We start from the raw sequence: 19,602 nt of genomic DNA on the forward strand, positions 1-19,602 counted from the left end.
AAATGCCCTTTACGCATAAAAAAACGACTATTTCATCTGCGCAACAAGCCAAGTGTAATCAAACACTCCTCCGCAAAAATGAACATAGTCTGCCTCCACACGCTAGACTAACATAATCTTCTAAACCAAACAACTTTATGAAGCGGTTTCATATATGACAATTTATGGATATAGGAAAAATTTTCTTCAAGACGCTATTTTCAAAAAAAAAAGACGAGCCTCATCTGGCCCGTCATTCGCTGTTACAGCTTGATCGCGATTAATTTTAGTTCCGTTAATTCCTCGACCGCGTACTTGATACCTTCGCGGCCAAAACCACTGTCTTTCACACCGCCATACGGCATGTTGTCTACGCGGAAGGTCGGGATGTCGTTGATCATCACGCCTCCGACCTCCAGCTCTTCCGCTGCCCGCATAGCCGCGTGAATGTCACTCGTATAGATGCCTGCCTGCAAGCCGAATCGGGAGTCGTTTACCGCTTCAATCGCTTCGTCCATCGTCTCAAACGGTGTAACGACTACGATTGGACCGAATACCTCTTGGCAAGAGACGGCAACATTCGCACCCACATTGGTCAGAATCGTAGGGGCAAAGAGATTGTCACTGACAGGCTTCCCGCCAGTAACTACGTGTGCGCCTGCTTCTACTGCTTCCTGTACCCATGCGCCCATGCGTTCATGATCCTTGGCGGAGATCACGGAGGACATATCTGTCGCTTCGTTCAGCGGATCACCCAGCACGAGCTTTTCTGTGCCAATCTTAAACTTCTCCAGGAATTCTTCGTACTTGCTCTGGTGTATATAGACGCGTTGCAGCGAGATGCACACTTGACCACTAAAGGAAAAGGCACCCGTCACGCAACGATCAATCAACGCTTGCGTAATTTCTACGTTGTGGTCGATGATCACTGCGGAGTTGGAGCCAAGCTCCAAGGTCACACGCTTGAGTCCCGCTTTGTTTTTCATGGCGATTCCAACTGCAGGGCTTCCCGTAAACGTAATTGCGGCAATTCGGCTGTCACTGACCAGCCTTTCGCCTACGACTGCGCCTTTTCCAGGCAAAATATTGAGCGCTCCTGCTGGCAAGCCTGCCTCTGCGAAAATATCAGCCAAGATCAGTGAGCTAAGCGGCGTCTGACTCGCTGGCTTCAGCACGACGGTATTTCCTGCTGCAATGGCGGGCCCGACCTTGTGCGCCACGAGATTGAACGGAAAGTTAAAAGGCGTGATCGCGCCGACGACGCCAATCGGTTTGCGTACTGTAAAAGCAAGACGACCTTCACCACCCGGTGCTGCATCGAGCGGCACTGTCTCTCCGTGAATGCGCTTCGCTTCTTCCGCCGCGAACTTGTAGGTCTGGATTGTCCGAGCGATTTCTACACGACCTGTGCGAAGTGGCTTGGCGGCTTCCTGTGCGAGGATGACCGCCAATTCCTCCTTGTGTGCTTCCATAATCGCAGCAGCCTTCTCTAGTATCAAAGCTCGCTGACTCGCTGGCATTTTTGCCATAACTTTGGCAGCAGCTTTTGCCGCCTTAATTGCTTCGTCGACGTCATGATCATCTGCCTGAGCGATTTCAGCCAGCAGCTCCCCGGAATAAGGGGAGTAGAGCGGCGTGTATTCTTTTGCTTCTTTCCATTTTCCGTTGATGTAGAGATGCTTTTTCATGAGTATGGAGACCCCCCTCGGGCGTTTTAGTTCGTCACGTATTGGCTTTTCAGAACATCCGTCATAATGTCCAGCGCCTCTTCCAGTTGCTCGTCTGTAATAACCAGTGGAGACAAGAAGCGCAGCACGTTGCTGTGGACGCCAGCAGAAAGCACGATGACGCCAGACTCGTAGCAGCCTTTGGTCAAGCCAGCAACGAGCTCCTTCGCCGGTTGTTTGGTTGTGGGATCGATAAATTCTACGGCGCACATTGCACCCAGTCCGCGCACCTCTGCGATTACAGGGAAATCTTTTTGCAACGCGTGGAAATGCGCTTTGATCTTGTCCCCGATCACCTGTGCACGGCCAGACAGGTCTTCGCGCTCCATTTTCTCAATGACTGCCAACGCCGCTACGCAGCCAAGCGGGCTTCCTCCATAGGTACCGCCGATCTCACCCGGGTTTGGCGCGTCCATGATTTCTGCGCGTCCCGTAACCGCAGAGATGGGCAAGCCTGCCGCGATGGATTTGGACATGGTGATGATATCTGGCTCAATACCGAAATGAGTAGAAGCAAACATGGCGCCAGTACGACCGAAGCCTGTTTGAATTTCATCGGAAATAAACAGGATTTGATGCTTTTTACAAATGTTATAGACACCTTGAACGAAGGACACAGGCGGAACAATAAAGCCGCCTTCTCCCTGAATCGGTTCCATAATCACGGCAGCCACTTCTTCCGGTGCAACCTCAGTCAAGAGGAAGTCCTCGAACTGACGCACGCAGAATTGCGCGTACTCATCATCTGTCATGGATTCTGGCTTATTCAGTGGATACGGGAATTGCGCTTTATACGTAGCGGGAGCGAATGGACCCATCTGGAATTTGTACGGCTTCACTTTGGAAGTCAGGGACATGCCGAGAAGCGTACGACCATGGAAGCCGCGGCTAAAAGAAATGATGCCTGGGCGTCCTGTGTATTTACGGGCGATTTTCACCGCGTTCTCTACTGCTTCTGCTCCGCTGTTTGCGAGCATCGTCTTCTTTTCAAAGCTGCCTGGGGTGATTTGCGTCAGCTTCTCAGCCAAGGCCACATATGGCTCATACATCCCTACATGGAAGCAAGGATGAATGTATTTGTCGAGTTGCGCTTTCAGTGCCTCAACTACTTCCGGCGGGCAGTGTCCGGCATTCAGTGTCCCGATCGCTCCGGCAAAATCGATGTACGTATTGCCATCTACATCCGTAACCAATGCACCTGAAGCTGACTCTACAAAAACAGGGGTGTTGTTGCCGACACCTTTTGGAACGAACTGTTTTCTTTTTTCAATCAGGGCCGCTCCCTTAGGACCTGGCACACCTGCAGCTACGTTTACAAATTGACGTTGTTTGGACATATGGTTTCCTCTCCTCGTTCGAGATGGTATTGGTTGGATTGCTTGCTTGTAAACTCAACTACGATATGTAGCAATACCTATGCCAAACGCCAGAGCATGATGAAATCACGTTTCCCTCACTACGTGTATATCAAATTATTCAAAAATGAATCAAAAACACTTAAATGCTCGATTCATTTTTGAATAAAATATTCATTTTTGAATTACTTAGAGCGAATCCGATACTTTTGCAGCTTCCGTACGACAGAGGGCTGGCTAATGCCGAGAAACTCCGCGATTTCTCCCGTGGTCCGGCAGTGCTCGGATGCATAGCGCAGCCATTTTTCCTCTACCTGCTCCAGTGCCTCCCGAAGCGACATCTTGGAAGTAGCCAGACTCGGCTCCATGGCTGCCTGCTCTTGTCCTGCCAACCTGATTTCCGCAGGTAGATGCGAAGAAGTGATTACCTCTTCGTCCGCTGTGACCACCATTCTCTCCAAGACGTTCTCCAGCTCGCGGACATTTCCCGGCCACTCGTACTGCATCAAGGCATGTGTTACAGCAGGGTCCAGACGCTTGTCCATTCCGTATCGTTCATTGAGCGAGCGCACGACGCGCTTCAGGAGAGCTGCGATATCCTCTGGCCGATTTCGCAACGGCGGGACGTGGATTGGGACAACATTCAGACGGAAATACAGGTCTTGTCGGAACTTTCCTTCCTTCACCATCTTTTCCAAATCGCGATTGGTCGCGGCAATCAAACGAAAATCCACGTCGCGGTACTGTGTGCTCCCAACGCGTTGCAGTCGTTTTTCTTGAATTACCTTCAATAGCTTGGCCTGCAACGTCAGCGGCAGTTCCCCCAGCTCATCCAAGAGGAGAGTCCCTTGGTTCGCCATCTCGATAATCCCTTGCTTGCCCTGCTTGGCGGCTCCTGTAAACGAACCAGCCTCATAGCCAAACAGCTCGGATTCCAGCAAGCCCTCCGGGATCGAGCCACAGTTGATCTCCACGAATTGTCCACCCGCACGACGACTATTGCGATGAATCTCTTTTGCGATCACATTTTTCCCGACACCCGATTCCCCGAGGATCAGGACAGTCGAATCGACAGCCGCCACCTTTTTGATGAGACGCTCAATGGCTTGCATCGGTTGACTCACTGCCACGAAGCCCTCCTGGTGCTTTTCGCGCAGTTCCTCAATCTCGGTTTCAAACTGCTTGAGCTGCTCAGTCAGACCTTCGTAGCGCCGTTTCAATTCCATAATTTCAGTCAGGTCATGGGAATAGCTGATGACCGAATGCATGCTGCCATCCTCGTTCCAGACGGGAAATGCCGTCACCATCAGCTTTCGACCGCCGGGTATTTCCTGCATGATCGTCTGCGGCGTCTTGGCATCCATGACTTTTCGCGTGACAGATGGAGAAAAGACTTTCCTTTTTTCCAGCTCGATGACGTTCTTGCCCAAGAGCTCTTCCTTCCCGATGCCGTACACTTCATAGGACGAATCGCCAACCAACCGGATGTACCCCTCATGGTCCGTGATTAACAAATGATCGCGAGACGTTTCAACAATGGCTTCCAATACGCGGCTCATCCACTTTTGTGTGCTCTCTTCTTTCTTCATCTCTTCGCCGCCTCTCACACGCCGTTATGTCCGATCTGTGTTTATTTTTTCATTATAGAAAACAGCAAGAACAACGACAACCTATGAAAAATATGTAAAAATGGCGATAATAACAAGCTCTGCAAGATAGAAAGGATGGTAGGAATGACACCCACAGTCGGAGACATCTACTGTGTTTTTGTCGAGAAGCTCCAAAAGTACACAGCCTGCCAGGTCACATCGATAAAAGAGTCTGGCTCGAGTAAATCCAACCTCATCAGTATCCTCGAGCTGGACTGGAGCAGCGATACATTGCCTGATGAATCAGAGCTGTACCAGATGAAGCCCTTATATTGCGACTACTTCTTCTGGAACAACAAACTCGATCACATGTATGTTGATCCAGCAGTGCCCAAAGGCTACATAAAAGTAAGGAATATACCACCTCTCGTGACAGAAGAGACGAGGAGTTACGGCAGTTGGGATGTCGGAGGGAGCCTGTACCGTCAACACAAGTGGAATCAAATTCCCGAGGAACGTCGCAAGCAGTTTAAACAGGCCGCAAAGGATGACCAGATGATTTCGCTGGGCGGAACGAGCCTGCGCCGATCTAACAACGTCATTCATGCTGACCTCCTGCGAAGCCTGACGGACATCTCTGAATTGGAAAAGCTCCCTTGCCTGACAAGAATCTATGCAGAGGAGCCGACCGATTCCTTGCTTGCCTTTGTCAAAAGCAATCCGTTTATTCTGGAGCTTCACCTAGAAAAAGCCAATGGCTCCTCTCTAGATCTGACAGGAAGCCATCTCAGTAAATTCTCTCTCCAAAACGCGGACGGGCTGGAGTCACTCCATCTGAACGATTGTCTAAGAGATCTCATACTGGGCAAGGACATTTCATCCAACCTGTTCATAGATGCCGAGCAGGATGGGCATTGGCTAACCGCCACATTCTCAGATTCGCTGCCGCTTCACCGTGGACTCGACCAGCTAGGAGGACTCAATCTGCATGATGTAGTGGAGCTGGACTTGCAGCCACTCGTCCAACGCTATCCTTCGCTTCAGGACATCCGTCTGCGGGGCAAGCCTGGTACCCTCAGCAATCTGGGCAGTATCAAGCACTTGAAGGAGCTACTGACGTTTACGACCTACGATCTGTTTGGCTTCTCCGGGGACGAGTTCCCTTCGCCAGATCAATGTCCCAAGCTCTCCTCGCTCTGGATGACGAGCCTCCCGGCGGAAGCGGCCAAGACCATTAAAGCCGCCTACAAAAAAGAAGTGAAAAATGGGCTGGATTTGTCCATCACCAAGCCGCGCAAGCCCGAATGGCTGGCCAATAATTTGACCAATCCGTTTCGCGATTGGGATGGCAGGGAGCACATCTCAACAACCCACGCCAACAAGGCTGCCAGTCTGTATAAAAAAATGAACACCGCGATCAGCGCGCTCGAAAAGCAAAGCAGCGAAGACGCGACAAATACGGAAGAAATACAAACTGCTTTGCGTGCATTGGTCAAAGAGTACACAGAGGCTTTCAACAAAATGGATCGCCGGACTGGCTTTATTGAAACGGTTGAACGGGAAGAAATTTTCGTTGTGCTCGATGAGCTGCTTCAGTCGGCAAAACAGAATTTGGCTACTGCGGGTGTAGAAGTAGATGTGGACGATCTTTTTACTATTTTTGATCAGACACGTGATTTTTGAGTGAGAAAAAAGACGCCGCCTCTCCTACAGGAAGGCGGCTTTTGGTGCTTAGCCATTCTTTTTGATTACCCACGTACTCATGCAACGCTGCCCGGCTACATTCACCGTTTTGATTGGCTCCAGGAACACGCCTTGCAGTTTTTCCGTCATGCCTACCATCGTCCGTTCATTTACGAGAAAACGAGTGCTTCCGTCCGGCAACAAATAACGTTCGTTTCCTAGTGGCTGTACAGCATCCTCAATCCCAATCGAGGAAGCAAGACGCATGAATAAAATGCCTCCTGGCTTCAATACCCGCCACAGTTCCTCTAGCATCTGGTGAAAATGCTCTTCGTTTTCAGCAAAGTGTAGTACGGCATTACTGATGATAAAATCGAAGCTTTCGTTTTCAAAGCTCATGCTCTCAATCGGTTCCACACGAGCGTGCTCCGCTGACCAGCTCGGCGCCAGTTGCGATGCCATTCGTTGTACAGCCTCGATGGCCTTTTCCGATTGGTCAACCGCATATACCGGATAGCCATTTCGCAAAAAGTAGACCAAATTCCGCCCCGAACCGCAACCGGCATCGAGTATCTGCATTTCCTTCGTAACCCTTCCCTTTAACAACTGATCAAACAAATACATATCCATTTCGCCAAACTGCTCGGCCAGATTCATCTCTATCACAGCCTTTATCCGTTTTTTCTTCAGTGTATCAATTCGTTCGTCATCTTCCAATGATGCTCCTCTGGAACGGATTTACAAAAATGATAGTTGACACCCGACGACTACAAGTGTAATCTTTAAAACAGAATCAACGATTACAAATGTAATCGAGGGAGGTGTCTTACTTGGACGAGCAACCGCGAATCTCGGATGCCGAGTGGGAAATTATGAAGGTCATCTGGGCAAAGTCACCCGCTACAGCAGCCGATGTCATCCACGCCCTGCGAGACAATAAGACGTGGAAAGACAACACAATCAAAACCTTGCTCAGCCGCCTGTTGCAAAAGGGCATTCTCACTTATGAGCAGGTCAATCGCGTCTACTATTACTCTCCTGTGCTCACTGAGGAAGAATGCAAGCGCCAAGAGCGCCAATCCTTTTTGCAGCGCGTGTACGGCGGGGCTTAAAGCCCATGCTGGTTCACTTTTTAAAAGAGGAAAAGCTCTCCCCCCACGAGATTGACGAGCTAAAAAAAATCCTTTCCGAAAAGGAGACATAAGCTGGTGGATTGGCAATGGCTCACACTCACCCTCAATCAAGCATTTACGTGGACACTGTATAACTCCATCGAGGCCAGTCTTCTTGTCCTCCTGATCTTGCTCTGTCAGCAGCTCGGCAAAAAGCATTTCTCCATCCGCTGGCACCACGCCGTATGGTTCCTGCTTCTCTGGAAGCTCGCGGTTCCTTGGTCGATAGACAGCTCGATCAGTTTTTATAACTGGCTGCCTCCTTTGCCTTGGACATCCATGCAGGAAGCGCCCCCGCCTACAGAACCGATTGTTCTCGCTACAGAGGCCCTGCATCAAGATGAATCTGCCCTCCAACCAGATGGCTCTCTGGCAAACGAAGCGAGCTTTTCCTGGATCAGCCTGCTTTCCCTCATCTGGATCGGCGGTGTCGCCATTTTCGCTATCACCATGACTCGCAGTACATACCAATTGCTCTCTCAGCTAAAAAACGATGTGTTCGTACAGGATGAAGCTGTTTTGCGCGTCTTTTCCCACTGCCAAAAGCAGATGGGCATCTCCAAATCCATTCCCCTGCGCATGAGTCATCAGATGACAAGCCCAGCCTTGATGGGATTCTGGCGACCGCAAATTTGGCTGCCGGCAAATCTTTTAGACAAGCTCAATGAGCATGAGCTGCGTCACATCTTTTTACATGAGCTGGCGCATTGGAAAAGACGAGATATTCCTGTGAACAGCATCATGAGCGTGCTGCTGATCCTCAACTGGTTCAACCCGCTGTTATGGTACGCCGCTTCCCGCATGCGTCAGGATCAGGAAATGGCTTGTGATGCCTTGGCTTTGACTTATTTACAGGAGACAGAGGTACCCCGCTACGGATACACCATGGTCAAAATGCTCGAGCTGTATGCCGACCCCAAACAGATTCACTTCACAGCCGGGTTCTCCAGCTCCAAAAAACAAGTAAAATCACGAGGAATATCCTGCCGATCCCAGATAGTCCGTACCCCAGTATGGCTAACGATTTTCGTTTCTTGGAACGATCGGAAACATAACCGGAAACGAACTTGAGCAAACTGGTCAGAGCCTCGGAAACCCCATCGATGATCCCAATAATTATAGGACCAAGAGGAGGCAAGAAAGATCGGAATTAACGGGGTAACCATGTATGTACCCATGTCTGTGAAAAAACTGACGAAGCTAAGCAACCATACGTTATTCATATTTTTTTACAACCCAAAGTGCTGTTTCGCCAGCTCTTTGAATTTCTCGTTATCGATTTCCTCTTTGGTAACGACTCCATCCACCCATTGCGTAAAGGACGTATTCGTCAACGTAACATTGCCCCTCTCCGTCAGCTTCGTAAGCAAAGGGCTTTTGTTGAAGGGAGACTGTTCATGATCATCTATAATCGTCTGAATCTCGTTTAATTCCGTTTCATCCGTCACCAGCTTCTGCGAATCAAACGTATAGCCGATCCTCCAGTCCTTATCCTTGTGCCGCAGCTTCATTTCGAGTACATAATCGCCATACTCCGTCTGCTCTTTCTTGATCCGAAACTCACCATTGCGCGAAGACACGGTCTCCCCGGTTAACGGAACAGGCTTCAACGGCAGGTTCGAACCGAAGCCCGTGTCGAGCAAATACGTTTGCCCCTCATGTGTAAGCAAAATCGTGGCATGCGTCCGGCCAATCGTGTAATACTCGCCAACGTCATGCCTGTAAACAACGCCGCGAATCAGATGGGTGTCAAAGCCATTTTCCAGCAAGAAGAAATACAGCATCGGATTGAGCTCGTAGCAGAGACCGCCTTCGTTTCTGACCAATATCTTCTCCATAATGGACTGTCTGGAGATTACACTCGTTCGCTCATCTATAACGCACAGGTTTTCAAAAGGAATCGCCAATGCTGTCAGATCAAGGAGGCGATCCAATGTATCGAAGGTAATCGTTTCATTTTCAGGCATGCCGATTCTTTTCCGAAATAAGGCATTTAGTTCACTCATGCTTCTTCCCCCCACATCGTTTCTCCCACAAGTTTACACCAAGCTCCTGCCCGAATTCCTTAAATACCGAGCAGCTTTAGCTTCCGATACAAAGTGCGGAGCCCAATCCCGAGTTCTTCTGCTACCCGCTGCTTTCCTTTCAAATCACTGCCGTGCCTTTGAAGGGAAGCGCGAATGGCGTCTGCCTGTGCATCGGCGACCCTCGCTTTGATAGCTGGACCTGAATGCGAAGGAGCCACAAGAGGACGAGCACGAAGGCGCGGAGGCAAGCTGTCCGCAGTCAGAACCGTGTCTTGCTCCATGTTCATGGCGTACTCGATGGCGTTTTCCAGCTCCCGCACATTGCCCGGCCAGTGATAGCATGTGAGCAGGTTGATCGCCTCTCGTGCTATTCCGAAGAAGGTGCGTCCTGCTTGTTCTCCGTACTTTTCCATAAATGAAACAGCCAAAAGCTCGATGTCTTCCTTGCGCTCTGCGAGAGACGGGACGTGTATCGGAATGACGTTCAACCGATAGTACAGATCGGCACGAAACGCTTTTTTCTCCACGAGCTCCTCCAGGTTCTGATTCGTCGCCGCAATGATTCGTACATTAATGGGAAACGACCGCGTGCCGCCAATGCGTTCCACGACCTTTTCCTGCAAGACGCGCAGTAGCTTTGCCTGCAACGAGAGCGGCATATCGCCGATTTCATCCAGAAAAAGCGTACCTCCCTCTGCCATTTCGAACCGCCCAGGCCTTCCTCCCTTTTTGGCTCCGGTAAACGCGCCGTCCTCGTAACCGAACAATTCGCTTTCGAACAGATTTTCCGGAATGCTGGCACAATTGATGGCGACAAACGGGTAGTAAGCCCGCGTGCTTGCTTCGTGAATCGCTTTTGCCAGATGCCCTTTGCCTGTCCCTGTTTCGCCGGTAATCAGTACCGTGGAGTTGCTGTTACCGATTTTCATCGCCATTTCTTTGACCTGCTTGATGGCTGGGCTGTTTCCCACGATTTGAGCAAGGCTATCCGTTTTGCTAGGAGAGCGGCTCCCTTGATGATCCATCAAACGCGGAACGGTTAGCGATCCCCTCTGCACGCGGAGCACGCCGCCGATGAGCTGATTGTTGACGATGATCGGCGTGGCCTCGGTCGGTGCGTCCAGCTTGTCAACGAGACAATTTGCGATCGGCAAGGAATGCGCGGCCATTCCGGATAATGACGGCAGCAGCATCCGTGAAACCTCTGCTGGTAGCAGTTCATGTTGGGACAGCAATCTACGTGCGCTGGCGTTTGTGTGAATGACATTGCCACTTCGGTCAAAGGTGAAGTACGCATCCGCAACGGTATCCAGTGCTCCCTCCAACAGCCGCATGGAGTCATCAGATGATTCGATCTGTCTCGTCGCATGGGACTGTACAATCGCTGTAATCATCTCGCTGACTTCTGTCAGGATTTGCTGGTATCTCTCTGTATGCTTGGACAGGCGATTTTGTCCTTCCTTCGTAAAGGATGTGAGAGAAACGACCCCAATTGCATGATTGGCTACCTTAATAGAAGAGAGCAGCTCGACTTTGGCGGGGCAGCTGTCGAGAAAACGGCATCCTTTGCACATTTCCATGGAGCCGGGTTTGTCTACCACATACTGTCCTTTTGCCAACACGAATTCAATCGAGGGCACATGCACATTTTCCCCTTTTTGTTTCAAGTAGCGCTCCGTACTCACGACCAAGAGGCCTCGCTCGTTAATCACCGCTGCATCCACGTTCAATATATCTGAAATGCTTGTAATGACCTTTTCGATGGCTGGTTTGCACAGATCCAACGAAACCATGGATACCCTCCCTGCTTATTGTCCTTACCCTCTATTTTATGAAATATTTAGACAGTTCACAAATATTTTGCCACCGATGTTTGCCAATCATGACAACTCATTGCCACTTTTGTCACCGCCGTGACGGTACGAAGCACAGTCGGAACTTTGGAAAATCGTCTTTTTTGGCGATCCAGTAAGGAGCATGTTACCCAACGGGATTCGCTCCGCACTTGGCACAGTGATTGCAATATAAACTTTTCATCTAGGGGGAGTGATCAACCATGGTAAACACGAACGAGGTATTCCATCTGCAAGGAAAGGTAGCCTTGGTGACAGGTGCTGCTTCCGGTATCGGACTTGCCACAGCGAAACGACTGGCCCAATTTGGAGTAAACGTTATGCTGCTTGATATCAACGAGGAGCTCGGGGAAAAAGCGGCACAAGAAATCGTAGCAGAGGGCGGGTCAGCCCGTTATTTTACATGCAATGTAGTTTCCCAACAGGATTGTCGTGAAGTAACGCAAGCGATCGAGGAAGCGTACGGTCGTATCGATATCTTGTTCAACAACGCAGGCGTGATTAGAAGAAAGACGGTCGTCGAGCTGGAAGAGGACGAGTGGGATCTGGTCGTCGATGTCTCCTTGAAGGGGGCTTACAACCTCTCCAAATTCGTCATTCCGATCATGGCGAAAACAGGCGGAGGCAGCATTATTAACACAGGCTCTGGCTGGGGCATCAAGGGCGGTGACAAGGCGGCGGCCTACTGCGCGGCAAAAGCAGGCGTCGTCAACCTGACGCGGGCGATGGCGATTGACCACGGTCCGGAAAACATCCGTGTGAATTGCGTGTCACCCGGCGATACCGACACACCTTTGTTGCGTGAAGAAGCGCGTCAGCTAGAAAAGGAAGAAGGAGCATTCCTCGTCTCCTCCGCCCAAGGACGTCCGCTGGAGCGTCTCGGTTCTCCGCAAGATATTGCCAATGCTGTCCTGTTCTTTGCCAGCGATCTGTCTTCCTGGGTGACGGGTTCCGTACTGGTCGTCGACGGCGGCGGTTTAGCTTAATTTTTCGTTATTCCGACTGAATATTCCAACGAAGAGATGGAGGAACCTGAGATGAGCGTACAGCGTTATGCCCACCCGTATATTCCGAATTCTGCACCTGAAGTTAAAGAGAAAATGCTTACCGAAATCGGCTTTTCCAGCATCGAGGATATCTATGCGGACATTCCCGAAGAGCTGCGCCTAAAAGACAAAATGAACATCCCGAAAGCTTTGACAGAATATGAGCTGGAGCGCCACGTCAACCAGCTGATGAACAAAAACAAAACGACGAAAGAAAATATCAGCTTTCTCGGCGCAGGCTGCTGGCCGCATTTTGTTCCGGCTGTCTGTGATGAAATCAACTCCCGCGCAGAGTTTGTGACCGCCTATGCTGGTGAGCCTTATGAAGACAAAGGGCGCTTTCAGGCGTTGTTCGAGTACCAAAGCCTCGTAGCTGAGCTTGTCGATATGGATGTCGTGAACGTTCCGACTTTTGACTGGGCACAGGCTGCTTCTACTGCTCTGCGCATGGCCGCACGTATCACCAAACGCACCGAGCTATTGGTTTCGAGAAATATCCATCCCGACAAGCTCATGATCATCAAAAACTATACGTCTCCTGATCTCACCGTCACCTTGATCGATTTTGAGAACGAAACAGGCAGACTTGACCTGAATGATCTAAAAGCAAAGCTCAGTGTAGATACAGCAGCGGTTTACTTCGAAAACCCGACCTTCCTCGGCTCTGTGGAAGTAAACGGACAGATGATCGCAGACTTGGCTCATGCAGCCGGTGCCATTTGCGTAGTCGGCGTCGATCCCATCTCTCTCGGCGTGATGGAAGCTCCGGCGAATTACGGCGCGGACATCGTGTGCGGAGATTTGCAGCCGCTTGGCGTACACATGCATTACGGCGGTGGGCAATCCGGCTTTATTGCGGCGCATGACGATCCGACCTACGTCATGGAATATCCGTCCCGCTTGTTTGGAATCGCTCCGACAGAGGTCGAAGGCGAATACGGCTTCGGAGATGTCGCGTACGACCGCACCTCTTTTGCCAAACGTGAAAAAGGCAAGGAGTCCGTCGGAACGCAAACCGCGCTATGGGGCATTACCGCAGGCGTGTACTTGGCGACGATGGGACCTGTAGGCATGGAAGAAATCGGGCAAGGCATCATGCAGCGCTCCCAATACGCCGCCAAACAGCTCTCTTCTATTCCCGGAGTCGAGGCCAAATTCTCCGCTCCTTTCTTCAAGGAGTTCGTGATCGACTTCTCCCAAACAGGCAAAACCGTCAAAGACATCAACGCTACGCTTCTCGCCAAAGGAATTTTCGGCGGAGTTGATTTGACTGAACACTACCCGGAATTGGGTCAATGTGCGCTCTACTGCGTCACGGAGGTTCATACCCAGGAGGATATTGATACACTCGTCACCGCCATAAAAAACATCGTGTAAAAGGAGGAAACCGACCATGAAAACATCCGAAGGAACCATCGACAAAATGAAACGGATTCCGAGAGACCATAAGGTACGCCGTTTTCACCAAGCAAAGTGGGATGAACCTGTCATTTTCGAGCTGAGCCAGCCCGGTGAGCGTGGCGTCGAGGTACCACCCGTCGAGCCACAAATCGTTGAGACCGTAGGCGATGGCATCTCTTCGCTGCCAGACAGCCTGCGCCGGAAAAAACGGCCGAATCTTCCCGAGATCAGTCAGTACCGCGTGATCCGTCATTACTCCCGCATTTCGCAGGAAGTTCTGGGGTCGGATTTTAACGTAGAGATCGGGCAAGGCACCTGCACGATGAAATACTCTCCGAAAATCAATGAACGCTTCGTGCGCTCGCCGAAAATGGCGGAGCTGCATCCGTTGCAAGACGAGTCCACTGTCCAAGGGATGCTGGAGATGACGTATCAGCTCGATCTGTACCTGCGCGAGATTTCGGGAATGGACAAATTCTCGTTCCAACCGGGCAGCGGCACACAGGCGTTGTTTACCCAAGCCTCTATCGTGCGCAAATACCACGAATCTCGCGGTGAGGGAGAGCTGCGCAACGAGTTTATTACTACCCATTTTTCCCACCCGTCCCAAGCCGCGACGGCAGCAGTCAAAGGCTTCAAAATCATTTATGTACCTGCTGACGAAAACGGCTACCCTGATCTGGAAGCGCTAAAGGGCCTCGTCTCGGAACGAACCGCTGCCTTTGCCGTAGCGAATCCAGAGGATACAGGCATTTACAACTCTCGCATCAAGGAGTTCACAGATGTCGTCCACGCCGCAGGGGGACTGTGCTGCTACGACCAAGCAAACGCCAACGGCTTGCTCGGCATTACCCGCGCGCTGGAAGCTGGCTTTGACATGTGCTTCTTCAACTTGCACAAAACCTTCTCCGTCCCACACGCTTGCGGCGGACCTGCAACAGGCGCCATCGGGGTCACTGCCGAGCTTGCGCCATTCCTTCCAGGACCGATCGTAGACTTCGATGGAGAGCGTTACTTCTATAAACGTGACTTGAAAAACAGTATCGGGAAAGTCCGCAGCTTTTACGGCGTTCCGCCTGCTGTCCTGCGCTCTTACGCTTGGGTCCGTGCTCTTGGTGCTGACGGCTTGAAAGAAGTTGCCGAGATCGCTTGCCTCAACAACAACTATCTCTATCACAAAATCCTGAAAATCCGCGGGGCGAGCGCGCCCTATATACAAGGCCGACGCCTGGAGCAGGTTCGCTACAGCTGGCAGCAGCTAAAAGAAGACACGGGCGTCACGACATACGATGTTCAGCGTCGGATGGTCGACTTTGCCCACCATTACTGGACCAGTCATCACCCGTACGTCGTGCCGGAGCCGTTTACGCTGGAACCGACGGAGTCCTATTCCATGGCAGAACTCGACGAATACGTTGCGGCACTGACCCATATTTCACAGGAAGCTTATGAAAACCCGGAGATTGTCAAAACAGCGCCGCACAATAGTACAGGTCACCGTGTGTTAGAGTCCGTGCTTGATGATCCTGATCAATGGTGCATCACATGGAGAGCTTATTTGAAAAAGACGGCACAAGCATAAAAAGAAAGAAACGCCAGCACGGGATACGACAAGTGCTGGCGTTCTTTTTGTTAAGGAAGTTCTTTTAGAACTGGTTCGGGAACTGCTTAATGATGCCTGCTGTCAGCACATCCGCCAATGAGATGATATGATCCTCCCCTTGATCAAACGCAGCAATATCCGCTTGCCAGTCTTTTCTCAATCTCGCCTGGAGATTATCAGTGAGCAGCTTCAGATGCACGTACATCATCTCTTTTAGTTCTTTCTCGTTCCAATTGGGGTTGGCGCTACTTAAGAACTTGGCGATATCATCTGCATTCCGGTGCCAGTCCTTATCCAGCTTTGCCACGGTAGCCTGATCGCCTTTTTTGGCTGCGTCAATGATTTTGCCGCCTATCGTAATATGCTCTGTCAGCAATTCGGTAAGCTTTTTACCTGCTTCCTCTCCGTAATACGGCTTGATTGCGTTCCCGATGTCCACCTGGTTTTTCAAGAGACGTGCCTGTACGGCGTCTTTGTCTTCCAGCCCTGCTAAGGCGCTTACCATATAGGTATGGTCCCACAGCAAGTGGTCAATCCAGAGCCTGCGCATATCGCCCTGTAGCTTTACTTCTTTCGGCCTTATACATTCTGCCTGCTTTACATTTCCTTGCGATTCCTTGGCTGCTGCCATACCCGGCACACCAAGTAATGCCACGCAAATCATCAACACAGTTACTTTCCTAAGCATTGGAGTCATCTATTCCTTCTCCTTTTTGATAAGTATTAAATCCCGCTGTTATTTTGAGCAAATTTGGCTTTTTCATGCGTCCAACATATCAGCCCGGCAAATTGACACTTGTCGGAAGCATCCTTATAGTTGTCTTATCAACAGTTGCCCTGACTGCCTAACCTAGGAGGTTTCGCAATGAGATTGGATGAGTATATCGGCGTCATCGTGAAACGAACGGATTTAAAACTGAACAACTATTATCAAAAAGTATGCAATCCGTATAACATCACCATCGATCAGTGGATGATATTTGTCGTGCTATGGGAAGAAGAAGGTCTGACCCAGAACGAGTTGGCAGAACGCACCTATAAAGATAAAACGAATATCGCGCGGATGCTTTTCCTCCTGGAAGAAAGAGGGTTCATTCATCGCGAAACAGATAAAAAGGATCGCCGCTCCCTTCGCGTCTATCTGACGGAAAAAGGGCGACTTTTAAAAGACGAGGTCCTTCCTCCCTCCATTGAAGCGTACGAGAAAACCATTGCAGGATTGACCGAAGAAGAAGTGAACCAATTCCGAAGAACACTCAATATCATTTATGAGAACGTGAAAAACTTGTAAAAACAAAAACCATTGCAGGATGTCATTTTTTGTATATAATTAGTTGTTGTAGCAACAGTATTTATAACAACTTTCAAAGCCAAATATATACAAAAAAGGAGTGAAAATAATGAGCACAGAAGGGATCTGGAGCACGCATTATCGAGCGCTGACGATTGGTATTATTCTTGTGGTGACTGCTACAGCATTTGAAGGCTTGGCTGTCACGACAATCGCCCCCGGTCTTTCCCGAGAGCTACAAGGTGAGGATCTTTATGGGTGGGTATTCAGTGCTTATTTGTTGGCTCAGCTGATTGGAACTGTGGTCACAGGTCAATTCGTCGATAGAAAAGGGCCTGCCCAGCCTTTTATTGTCACGATCGTGCTCTTTGTCCTTGGCATTGTAGTTGCTGCAATTGCGCCAGATATGCTTACTTTACTGCTTGGGCGAGTGATGCAAGGCTTTGGAGCCGGTGCCTTGGTCAATTGCGTGTATACCATGATTACTTTGCGTTACCCTGATTCCCTTCGCCCTCAGATTCTTGCTGTCTTCTCCAGCGCTTATATTCTTCCAGGCCTGTTCGGACCGTATGTCGCCGGGATTATTGCAGAACAGTTGTCGTGGAGATATGTCTTCTGGTTGATCCTTCCCTTTATCTTTCTGTCTGCACTCTTAACCACCCCCTCTTTCCGAGGCTTACAGCCGCCAAAAGCAAGCGTGGCAAACAATCGTAGTCTTCTTCAACCCTTTTTCTTGGCTATAGGGACTGGTGCCTTGCTTTTTGGACTCGGCAAAATTCCCTCGATCTTCGGTTTTTTGCTATCCATCGCGGGTTTGCTTGCCCTTAGTGTCCCGTTGTATAAACTGATGCCTAAAGGAACGCTCGTCGCACGCCCAGGCTTACCTGCCGTCATGGCGTCTCGGGGTCTATTTGTCGCTGCCTATTACGGGACACAAACGTATCTCGTCCTTGGACTCACTTCGATTTTAGAATTAACCGCCGACAAAGCCGGTTTAGCTGTTGCCTCCGCAGCAATCAGTTGGTCGGTGGCAGCCAATGTACAGGCAAAGCTGGACAAAAAAGACCAAGGGGCCGGTCGAAAAAAACGAATTATCATCGGTCTCGTCATTATGCTCATCGGCGTCGCTTGCACCGTACCGCTGACGTTAATTCAGCAGGATCTTTTCGGTATCGTAGTTGCGATTTTTAGCCAGATCATTATGGGCTTCGGAATCGGTTTAGCTCACCCGACAAGCGGTGCTATTGCATTTTCCCTTGCGAAGTCTGGTGAGGAAGGGAAAGTATCTGCCGAACTATCTATCGCGGATACGTTCACGCCTGCGATTGTCATTGGGATGGGAGGAGCCATCGTTTCTGTGATGACTGCCTTTGCGTTTTCACTTTCTGTTGGTATTACTGTTTCTCTGCTCCTTCAGACATTCATCGTCATACTGGGGCTGGTATCTGCTGCCCGACTGGCGACAGGTTCTGTGCCTGTTCAAGAAGAAAGGACACCCTAGATGATGCGAAAAGCCGCTGACGAATTTTTCGTCGGCGGCTTGTTTTATTACTCGCTTTGTATACTAATAGCTCTTTTTTCTTCTTGAAATTCTTCTAATAACTGTTCTGCTTCTTGTTTGGCGTCTTTAGACTGCACTACCTTGTTTATTTTGCTTTTGTACGCTGCTAGTTTCTCTTCAAATTTTTCAACTAGTTGTTTTCTTTGTTCTATTTGATCTAAAACTTCGATCACTGTTGGGTCACTTAAATCTACATCACTACCCTCATAACTTGATTCATGAATGAGAGTCATCTCTTTGAAAATAGCTAACTTACGTTTTAATATATCTTCAGGATTTTCGGGGTTAAGTTCTTTTTCGAGCTTTCCTACTTCCCACCCCAGTTCTTTAACTTTTTCCCTTTCTTCGCTAGGAGCATTAGGATCATCTTGGTCCACTAATTCTTGATACTCCTTTTTCTTTTGCTCAAGAATTTCCTTTTTAGACAAATCATTTGCATAAGCTTGATAGCCGAGAAAACTCCCAGCACTCAAAATAGCAACACTACAAAATGATAAAGCAAGAAATTTTTTAGTTTTATTTACAAACACCATTTTCACCTCCTTTCGTGGATTATTTCTTGATTTTTATTGTTACAATATATGCACCGCCATAATCGACCCATTCACTCAATGGAAGGTCTGTTCCCCAAGTAAAATCACTGTCGTTTACTGAGTGCTGAGCCATATACAGCTCACCATTCTTAAAGCGATGAACTACTTGTGAATGAACTGTTCTTCCAGAACTGTCAACAAACTGCACAATGTCTCCTTCGTACAAATCATTGTAAATGTCTTTAAAGTTCTTTTGAGCATCCTTAACTGAGTACTTTTTGGCTTGATATGCAAATTCCCCTCCTGAACCATTAACTACTGCCCAGTGCTCCCTAAATTGATGAGCGCCGGTCCATGATGATGTACGAGATTTTTTATCATTTTTGTTTTCCGGAACATTACGGCCGTAGTAGTACCAATCCTTTGTATTCCTATTGTATCCAGCTTGCCCATGAAAATCCAAACCCCCACCTTCATGCAAAACTTGGGAAACAAAGTTTGTGCAATCACCGCCATCACCGTTGCTTCCGTAATTTGCGTAATCTTTGTTTCCCGGTCGCTCAGCATACTTTTCAGCATATTTTTTGGCAGCTTTTCGATCAAAATTACTGTTCACATTGGAATCCGTATTCGTAAACATAGTTTCTGGCGCTGCGAATGCTTGTCCAACTAGTAATGTTGATCCTAAACATGTAAGAAGCAATGACTTTTTTACCGTATTTTTCAACTTTCCCCATCTCCTTGAATGAACTTTCCTAATGTATAGTTTTAAATCCGCGTTT

General features: G+C 49.4%; 16 protein-coding genes and 1 pseudogene. 8 read left to right on the plus strand and 9 right to left on the minus strand.

The window, feature by feature from the left end; genetic code table 11:
• Positions 1–242: 242 nt before the first annotated feature.
• The 3 genes from ACUUHJ_RS30605 to ACUUHJ_RS30615 all read right to left on the minus strand — a co-directional run bounded on the left by ACUUHJ_RS30605 (position 243) and on the right by ACUUHJ_RS30615 (position 4,650).
• Positions 243–1,667 (minus strand): aldehyde dehydrogenase family protein, encoded by a 1,425-nt coding sequence (locus tag ACUUHJ_RS30605; protein WP_472300910.1) that lies wholly within the window; start codon positions 1,665–1,667, stop codon positions 243–245.
• A gap of 26 nt (positions 1,668–1,693) precedes the next feature.
• Complete coding sequence (gene gabT, locus ACUUHJ_RS30610; RefSeq protein ID WP_289675193.1) at positions 1,694–3,043, minus strand: 4-aminobutyrate--2-oxoglutarate transaminase; 1,350 nt, start codon at positions 3,041–3,043, stop codon at positions 1,694–1,696.
• Positions 3,044–3,246: 203 nt separating this feature from the next.
• Positions 3,247–4,650, minus strand: coding sequence for a sigma-54 interaction domain-containing protein (locus ACUUHJ_RS30615; RefSeq protein WP_472300911.1), 1,404 nt, complete (start codon positions 4,648–4,650; stop codon positions 3,247–3,249).
• Between the two features lie 144 nt (positions 4,651–4,794).
• On the opposite strand from ACUUHJ_RS30615, the gene ACUUHJ_RS30620 reads away from it, so the two are divergent.
• Positions 4,795–6,333 (plus strand): hypothetical protein, encoded by a 1,539-nt coding sequence (locus tag ACUUHJ_RS30620; protein WP_472300913.1) that lies wholly within the window; start codon positions 4,795–4,797, stop codon positions 6,331–6,333.
• A gap of 48 nt (positions 6,334–6,381) precedes the next feature.
• On the opposite strand, the gene ACUUHJ_RS30625 is transcribed toward ACUUHJ_RS30620, so the two are convergent.
• A complete protein-coding gene (locus ACUUHJ_RS30625) occupies positions 6,382–7,050 on the minus strand; it encodes a class I SAM-dependent methyltransferase (RefSeq protein ID WP_472300914.1) in 669 nt (222 codons plus the stop codon).
• Positions 7,051–7,163: 113 nt separating this feature from the next.
• Here ACUUHJ_RS30625 and ACUUHJ_RS30630 point away from each other — a divergent pair.
• Positions 7,164–7,537, plus strand: a pseudogene (locus tag ACUUHJ_RS30630) (BlaI/MecI/CopY family transcriptional regulator).
• A gap of 4 nt (positions 7,538–7,541) precedes the next feature.
• The gene (locus tag ACUUHJ_RS30635; RefSeq protein WP_472300916.1) at positions 7,542–8,576 is read left to right on the plus strand and encodes a M56 family metallopeptidase; all 1,035 of its coding nucleotides are present in this window, start codon (positions 7,542–7,544) and stop codon (positions 8,574–8,576) included.
• 158 nt (positions 8,577–8,734) lie between these two features.
• Here the strand turns inward: ACUUHJ_RS30635 and ACUUHJ_RS30640 are convergent, their stop codons facing one another.
• Positions 8,735–9,511, minus strand: coding sequence for an arylamine N-acetyltransferase family protein (locus ACUUHJ_RS30640; RefSeq protein WP_472300917.1), 777 nt, complete (start codon positions 9,509–9,511; stop codon positions 8,735–8,737).
• A gap of 59 nt (positions 9,512–9,570) precedes the next feature.
• Entirely contained in the window at positions 9,571–11,325 is a 1,755-nt protein-coding gene (locus ACUUHJ_RS30645; RefSeq protein ID WP_472300918.1) for a sigma-54 interaction domain-containing protein, read from the minus strand.
• Between the two features lie 263 nt (positions 11,326–11,588).
• Between ACUUHJ_RS30645 and ACUUHJ_RS30650 the strand changes: the two genes are divergently transcribed.
• The 3 genes from ACUUHJ_RS30650 to gcvPB are packed head-to-tail and all read left to right on the plus strand — an operon-like array spanning position 11,589 to position 15,414.
• The gene (locus tag ACUUHJ_RS30650) at positions 11,589–12,371 is read left to right on the plus strand and encodes an SDR family NAD(P)-dependent oxidoreductase (RefSeq protein WP_472300919.1); all 783 of its coding nucleotides are present in this window, start codon (positions 11,589–11,591) and stop codon (positions 12,369–12,371) included.
• 51 nt (positions 12,372–12,422) lie between these two features.
• A complete protein-coding gene (gene gcvPA / locus ACUUHJ_RS30655; protein ID WP_472300921.1) occupies positions 12,423–13,808 on the plus strand; it encodes an aminomethyl-transferring glycine dehydrogenase subunit GcvPA in 1,386 nt (461 codons plus the stop codon).
• Between the two features lie 16 nt (positions 13,809–13,824).
• Positions 13,825–15,414 (plus strand): aminomethyl-transferring glycine dehydrogenase subunit GcvPB, encoded by a 1,590-nt coding sequence (gcvPB, locus tag ACUUHJ_RS30660; protein ID WP_472300922.1) that lies wholly within the window; start codon positions 13,825–13,827, stop codon positions 15,412–15,414.
• Between the two features lie 64 nt (positions 15,415–15,478).
• Here the strand turns inward: gcvPB and ACUUHJ_RS30665 are convergent, their stop codons facing one another.
• The gene (locus tag ACUUHJ_RS30665; RefSeq protein ID WP_289675207.1) at positions 15,479–16,132 is read right to left on the minus strand and encodes a glycosyltransferase; all 654 of its coding nucleotides are present in this window, start codon (positions 16,130–16,132) and stop codon (positions 15,479–15,481) included.
• A gap of 168 nt (positions 16,133–16,300) precedes the next feature.
• On the opposite strand from ACUUHJ_RS30665, the gene ACUUHJ_RS30670 reads away from it, so the two are divergent.
• On the plus strand, positions 16,301–16,726 hold the full coding sequence (locus ACUUHJ_RS30670; protein WP_015893929.1) for a MarR family winged helix-turn-helix transcriptional regulator: 426 nt from the start codon (positions 16,301–16,303) through the stop codon (positions 16,724–16,726).
• Between the two features lie 109 nt (positions 16,727–16,835).
• Complete coding sequence (locus ACUUHJ_RS30675; protein WP_472300924.1) at positions 16,836–18,227, plus strand: MFS transporter; 1,392 nt, start codon at positions 16,836–16,838, stop codon at positions 18,225–18,227.
• A 47-nt stretch (positions 18,228–18,274) separates the two neighbouring features.
• Here the strand turns inward: ACUUHJ_RS30675 and ACUUHJ_RS30680 are convergent, their stop codons facing one another.
• Positions 18,275–18,820, minus strand: coding sequence for a hypothetical protein (locus ACUUHJ_RS30680; RefSeq protein WP_289675210.1), 546 nt, complete (start codon positions 18,818–18,820; stop codon positions 18,275–18,277).
• Between the two features lie 19 nt (positions 18,821–18,839).
• Complete coding sequence (locus ACUUHJ_RS30685; RefSeq protein WP_289675211.1) at positions 18,840–19,547, minus strand: amidase domain-containing protein; 708 nt, start codon at positions 19,545–19,547, stop codon at positions 18,840–18,842.
• Positions 19,548–19,602 lie beyond the last annotated feature (55 nt).

The organism is Brevibacillus schisleri, assembly GCF_055685845.1.

Bases quoted from the DNA above. Each gene is read 5' to 3' on its own strand.
- ACUUHJ_RS30605 (WP_472300910.1), bottom strand. From the start codon at position 1,667: ATGAAAAAGCATCTCTACATCAACGGAAAATGGAAAGAAGCAAAAGAA.
- gabT (WP_289675193.1), bottom strand. From the start codon at position 3,043: ATGTCCAAACAACGTCAATTTGTAAACGTAGCTGCAGGTGTGCCAGGT.
- ACUUHJ_RS30615 (WP_472300911.1), bottom strand. From the start codon at position 4,650: ATGAAGAAAGAAGAGAGCACACAAAAGTGGATGAGCCGCGTATTGGAA.
- ACUUHJ_RS30620 (WP_472300913.1), top strand. From the start codon at position 4,795: ATGACACCCACAGTCGGAGACATCTACTGTGTTTTTGTCGAGAAGCTC.
- ACUUHJ_RS30640 (WP_472300917.1), bottom strand. From the start codon at position 9,511: ATGAGTGAACTAAATGCCTTATTTCGGAAAAGAATCGGCATGCCTGAA.
- ACUUHJ_RS30645 (WP_472300918.1), bottom strand. From the start codon at position 11,325: ATGGTTTCGTTGGATCTGTGCAAACCAGCCATCGAAAAGGTCATTACA.
- ACUUHJ_RS30650 (WP_472300919.1), top strand. From the start codon at position 11,589: ATGGTAAACACGAACGAGGTATTCCATCTGCAAGGAAAGGTAGCCTTG.
- gcvPA (WP_472300921.1), top strand. From the start codon at position 12,423: ATGAGCGTACAGCGTTATGCCCACCCGTATATTCCGAATTCTGCACCT.
- gcvPB (WP_472300922.1), top strand. From the start codon at position 13,825: ATGAAAACATCCGAAGGAACCATCGACAAAATGAAACGGATTCCGAGA.
- ACUUHJ_RS30665 (WP_289675207.1), bottom strand. From the start codon at position 16,132: ATGACTCCAATGCTTAGGAAAGTAACTGTGTTGATGATTTGCGTGGCA.
- ACUUHJ_RS30670 (WP_015893929.1), top strand. From the start codon at position 16,301: ATGAGATTGGATGAGTATATCGGCGTCATCGTGAAACGAACGGATTTA.
- ACUUHJ_RS30675 (WP_472300924.1), top strand. From the start codon at position 16,836: ATGAGCACAGAAGGGATCTGGAGCACGCATTATCGAGCGCTGACGATT.
- ACUUHJ_RS30680 (WP_289675210.1), bottom strand. From the start codon at position 18,820: ATGGTGTTTGTAAATAAAACTAAAAAATTTCTTGCTTTATCATTTTGT.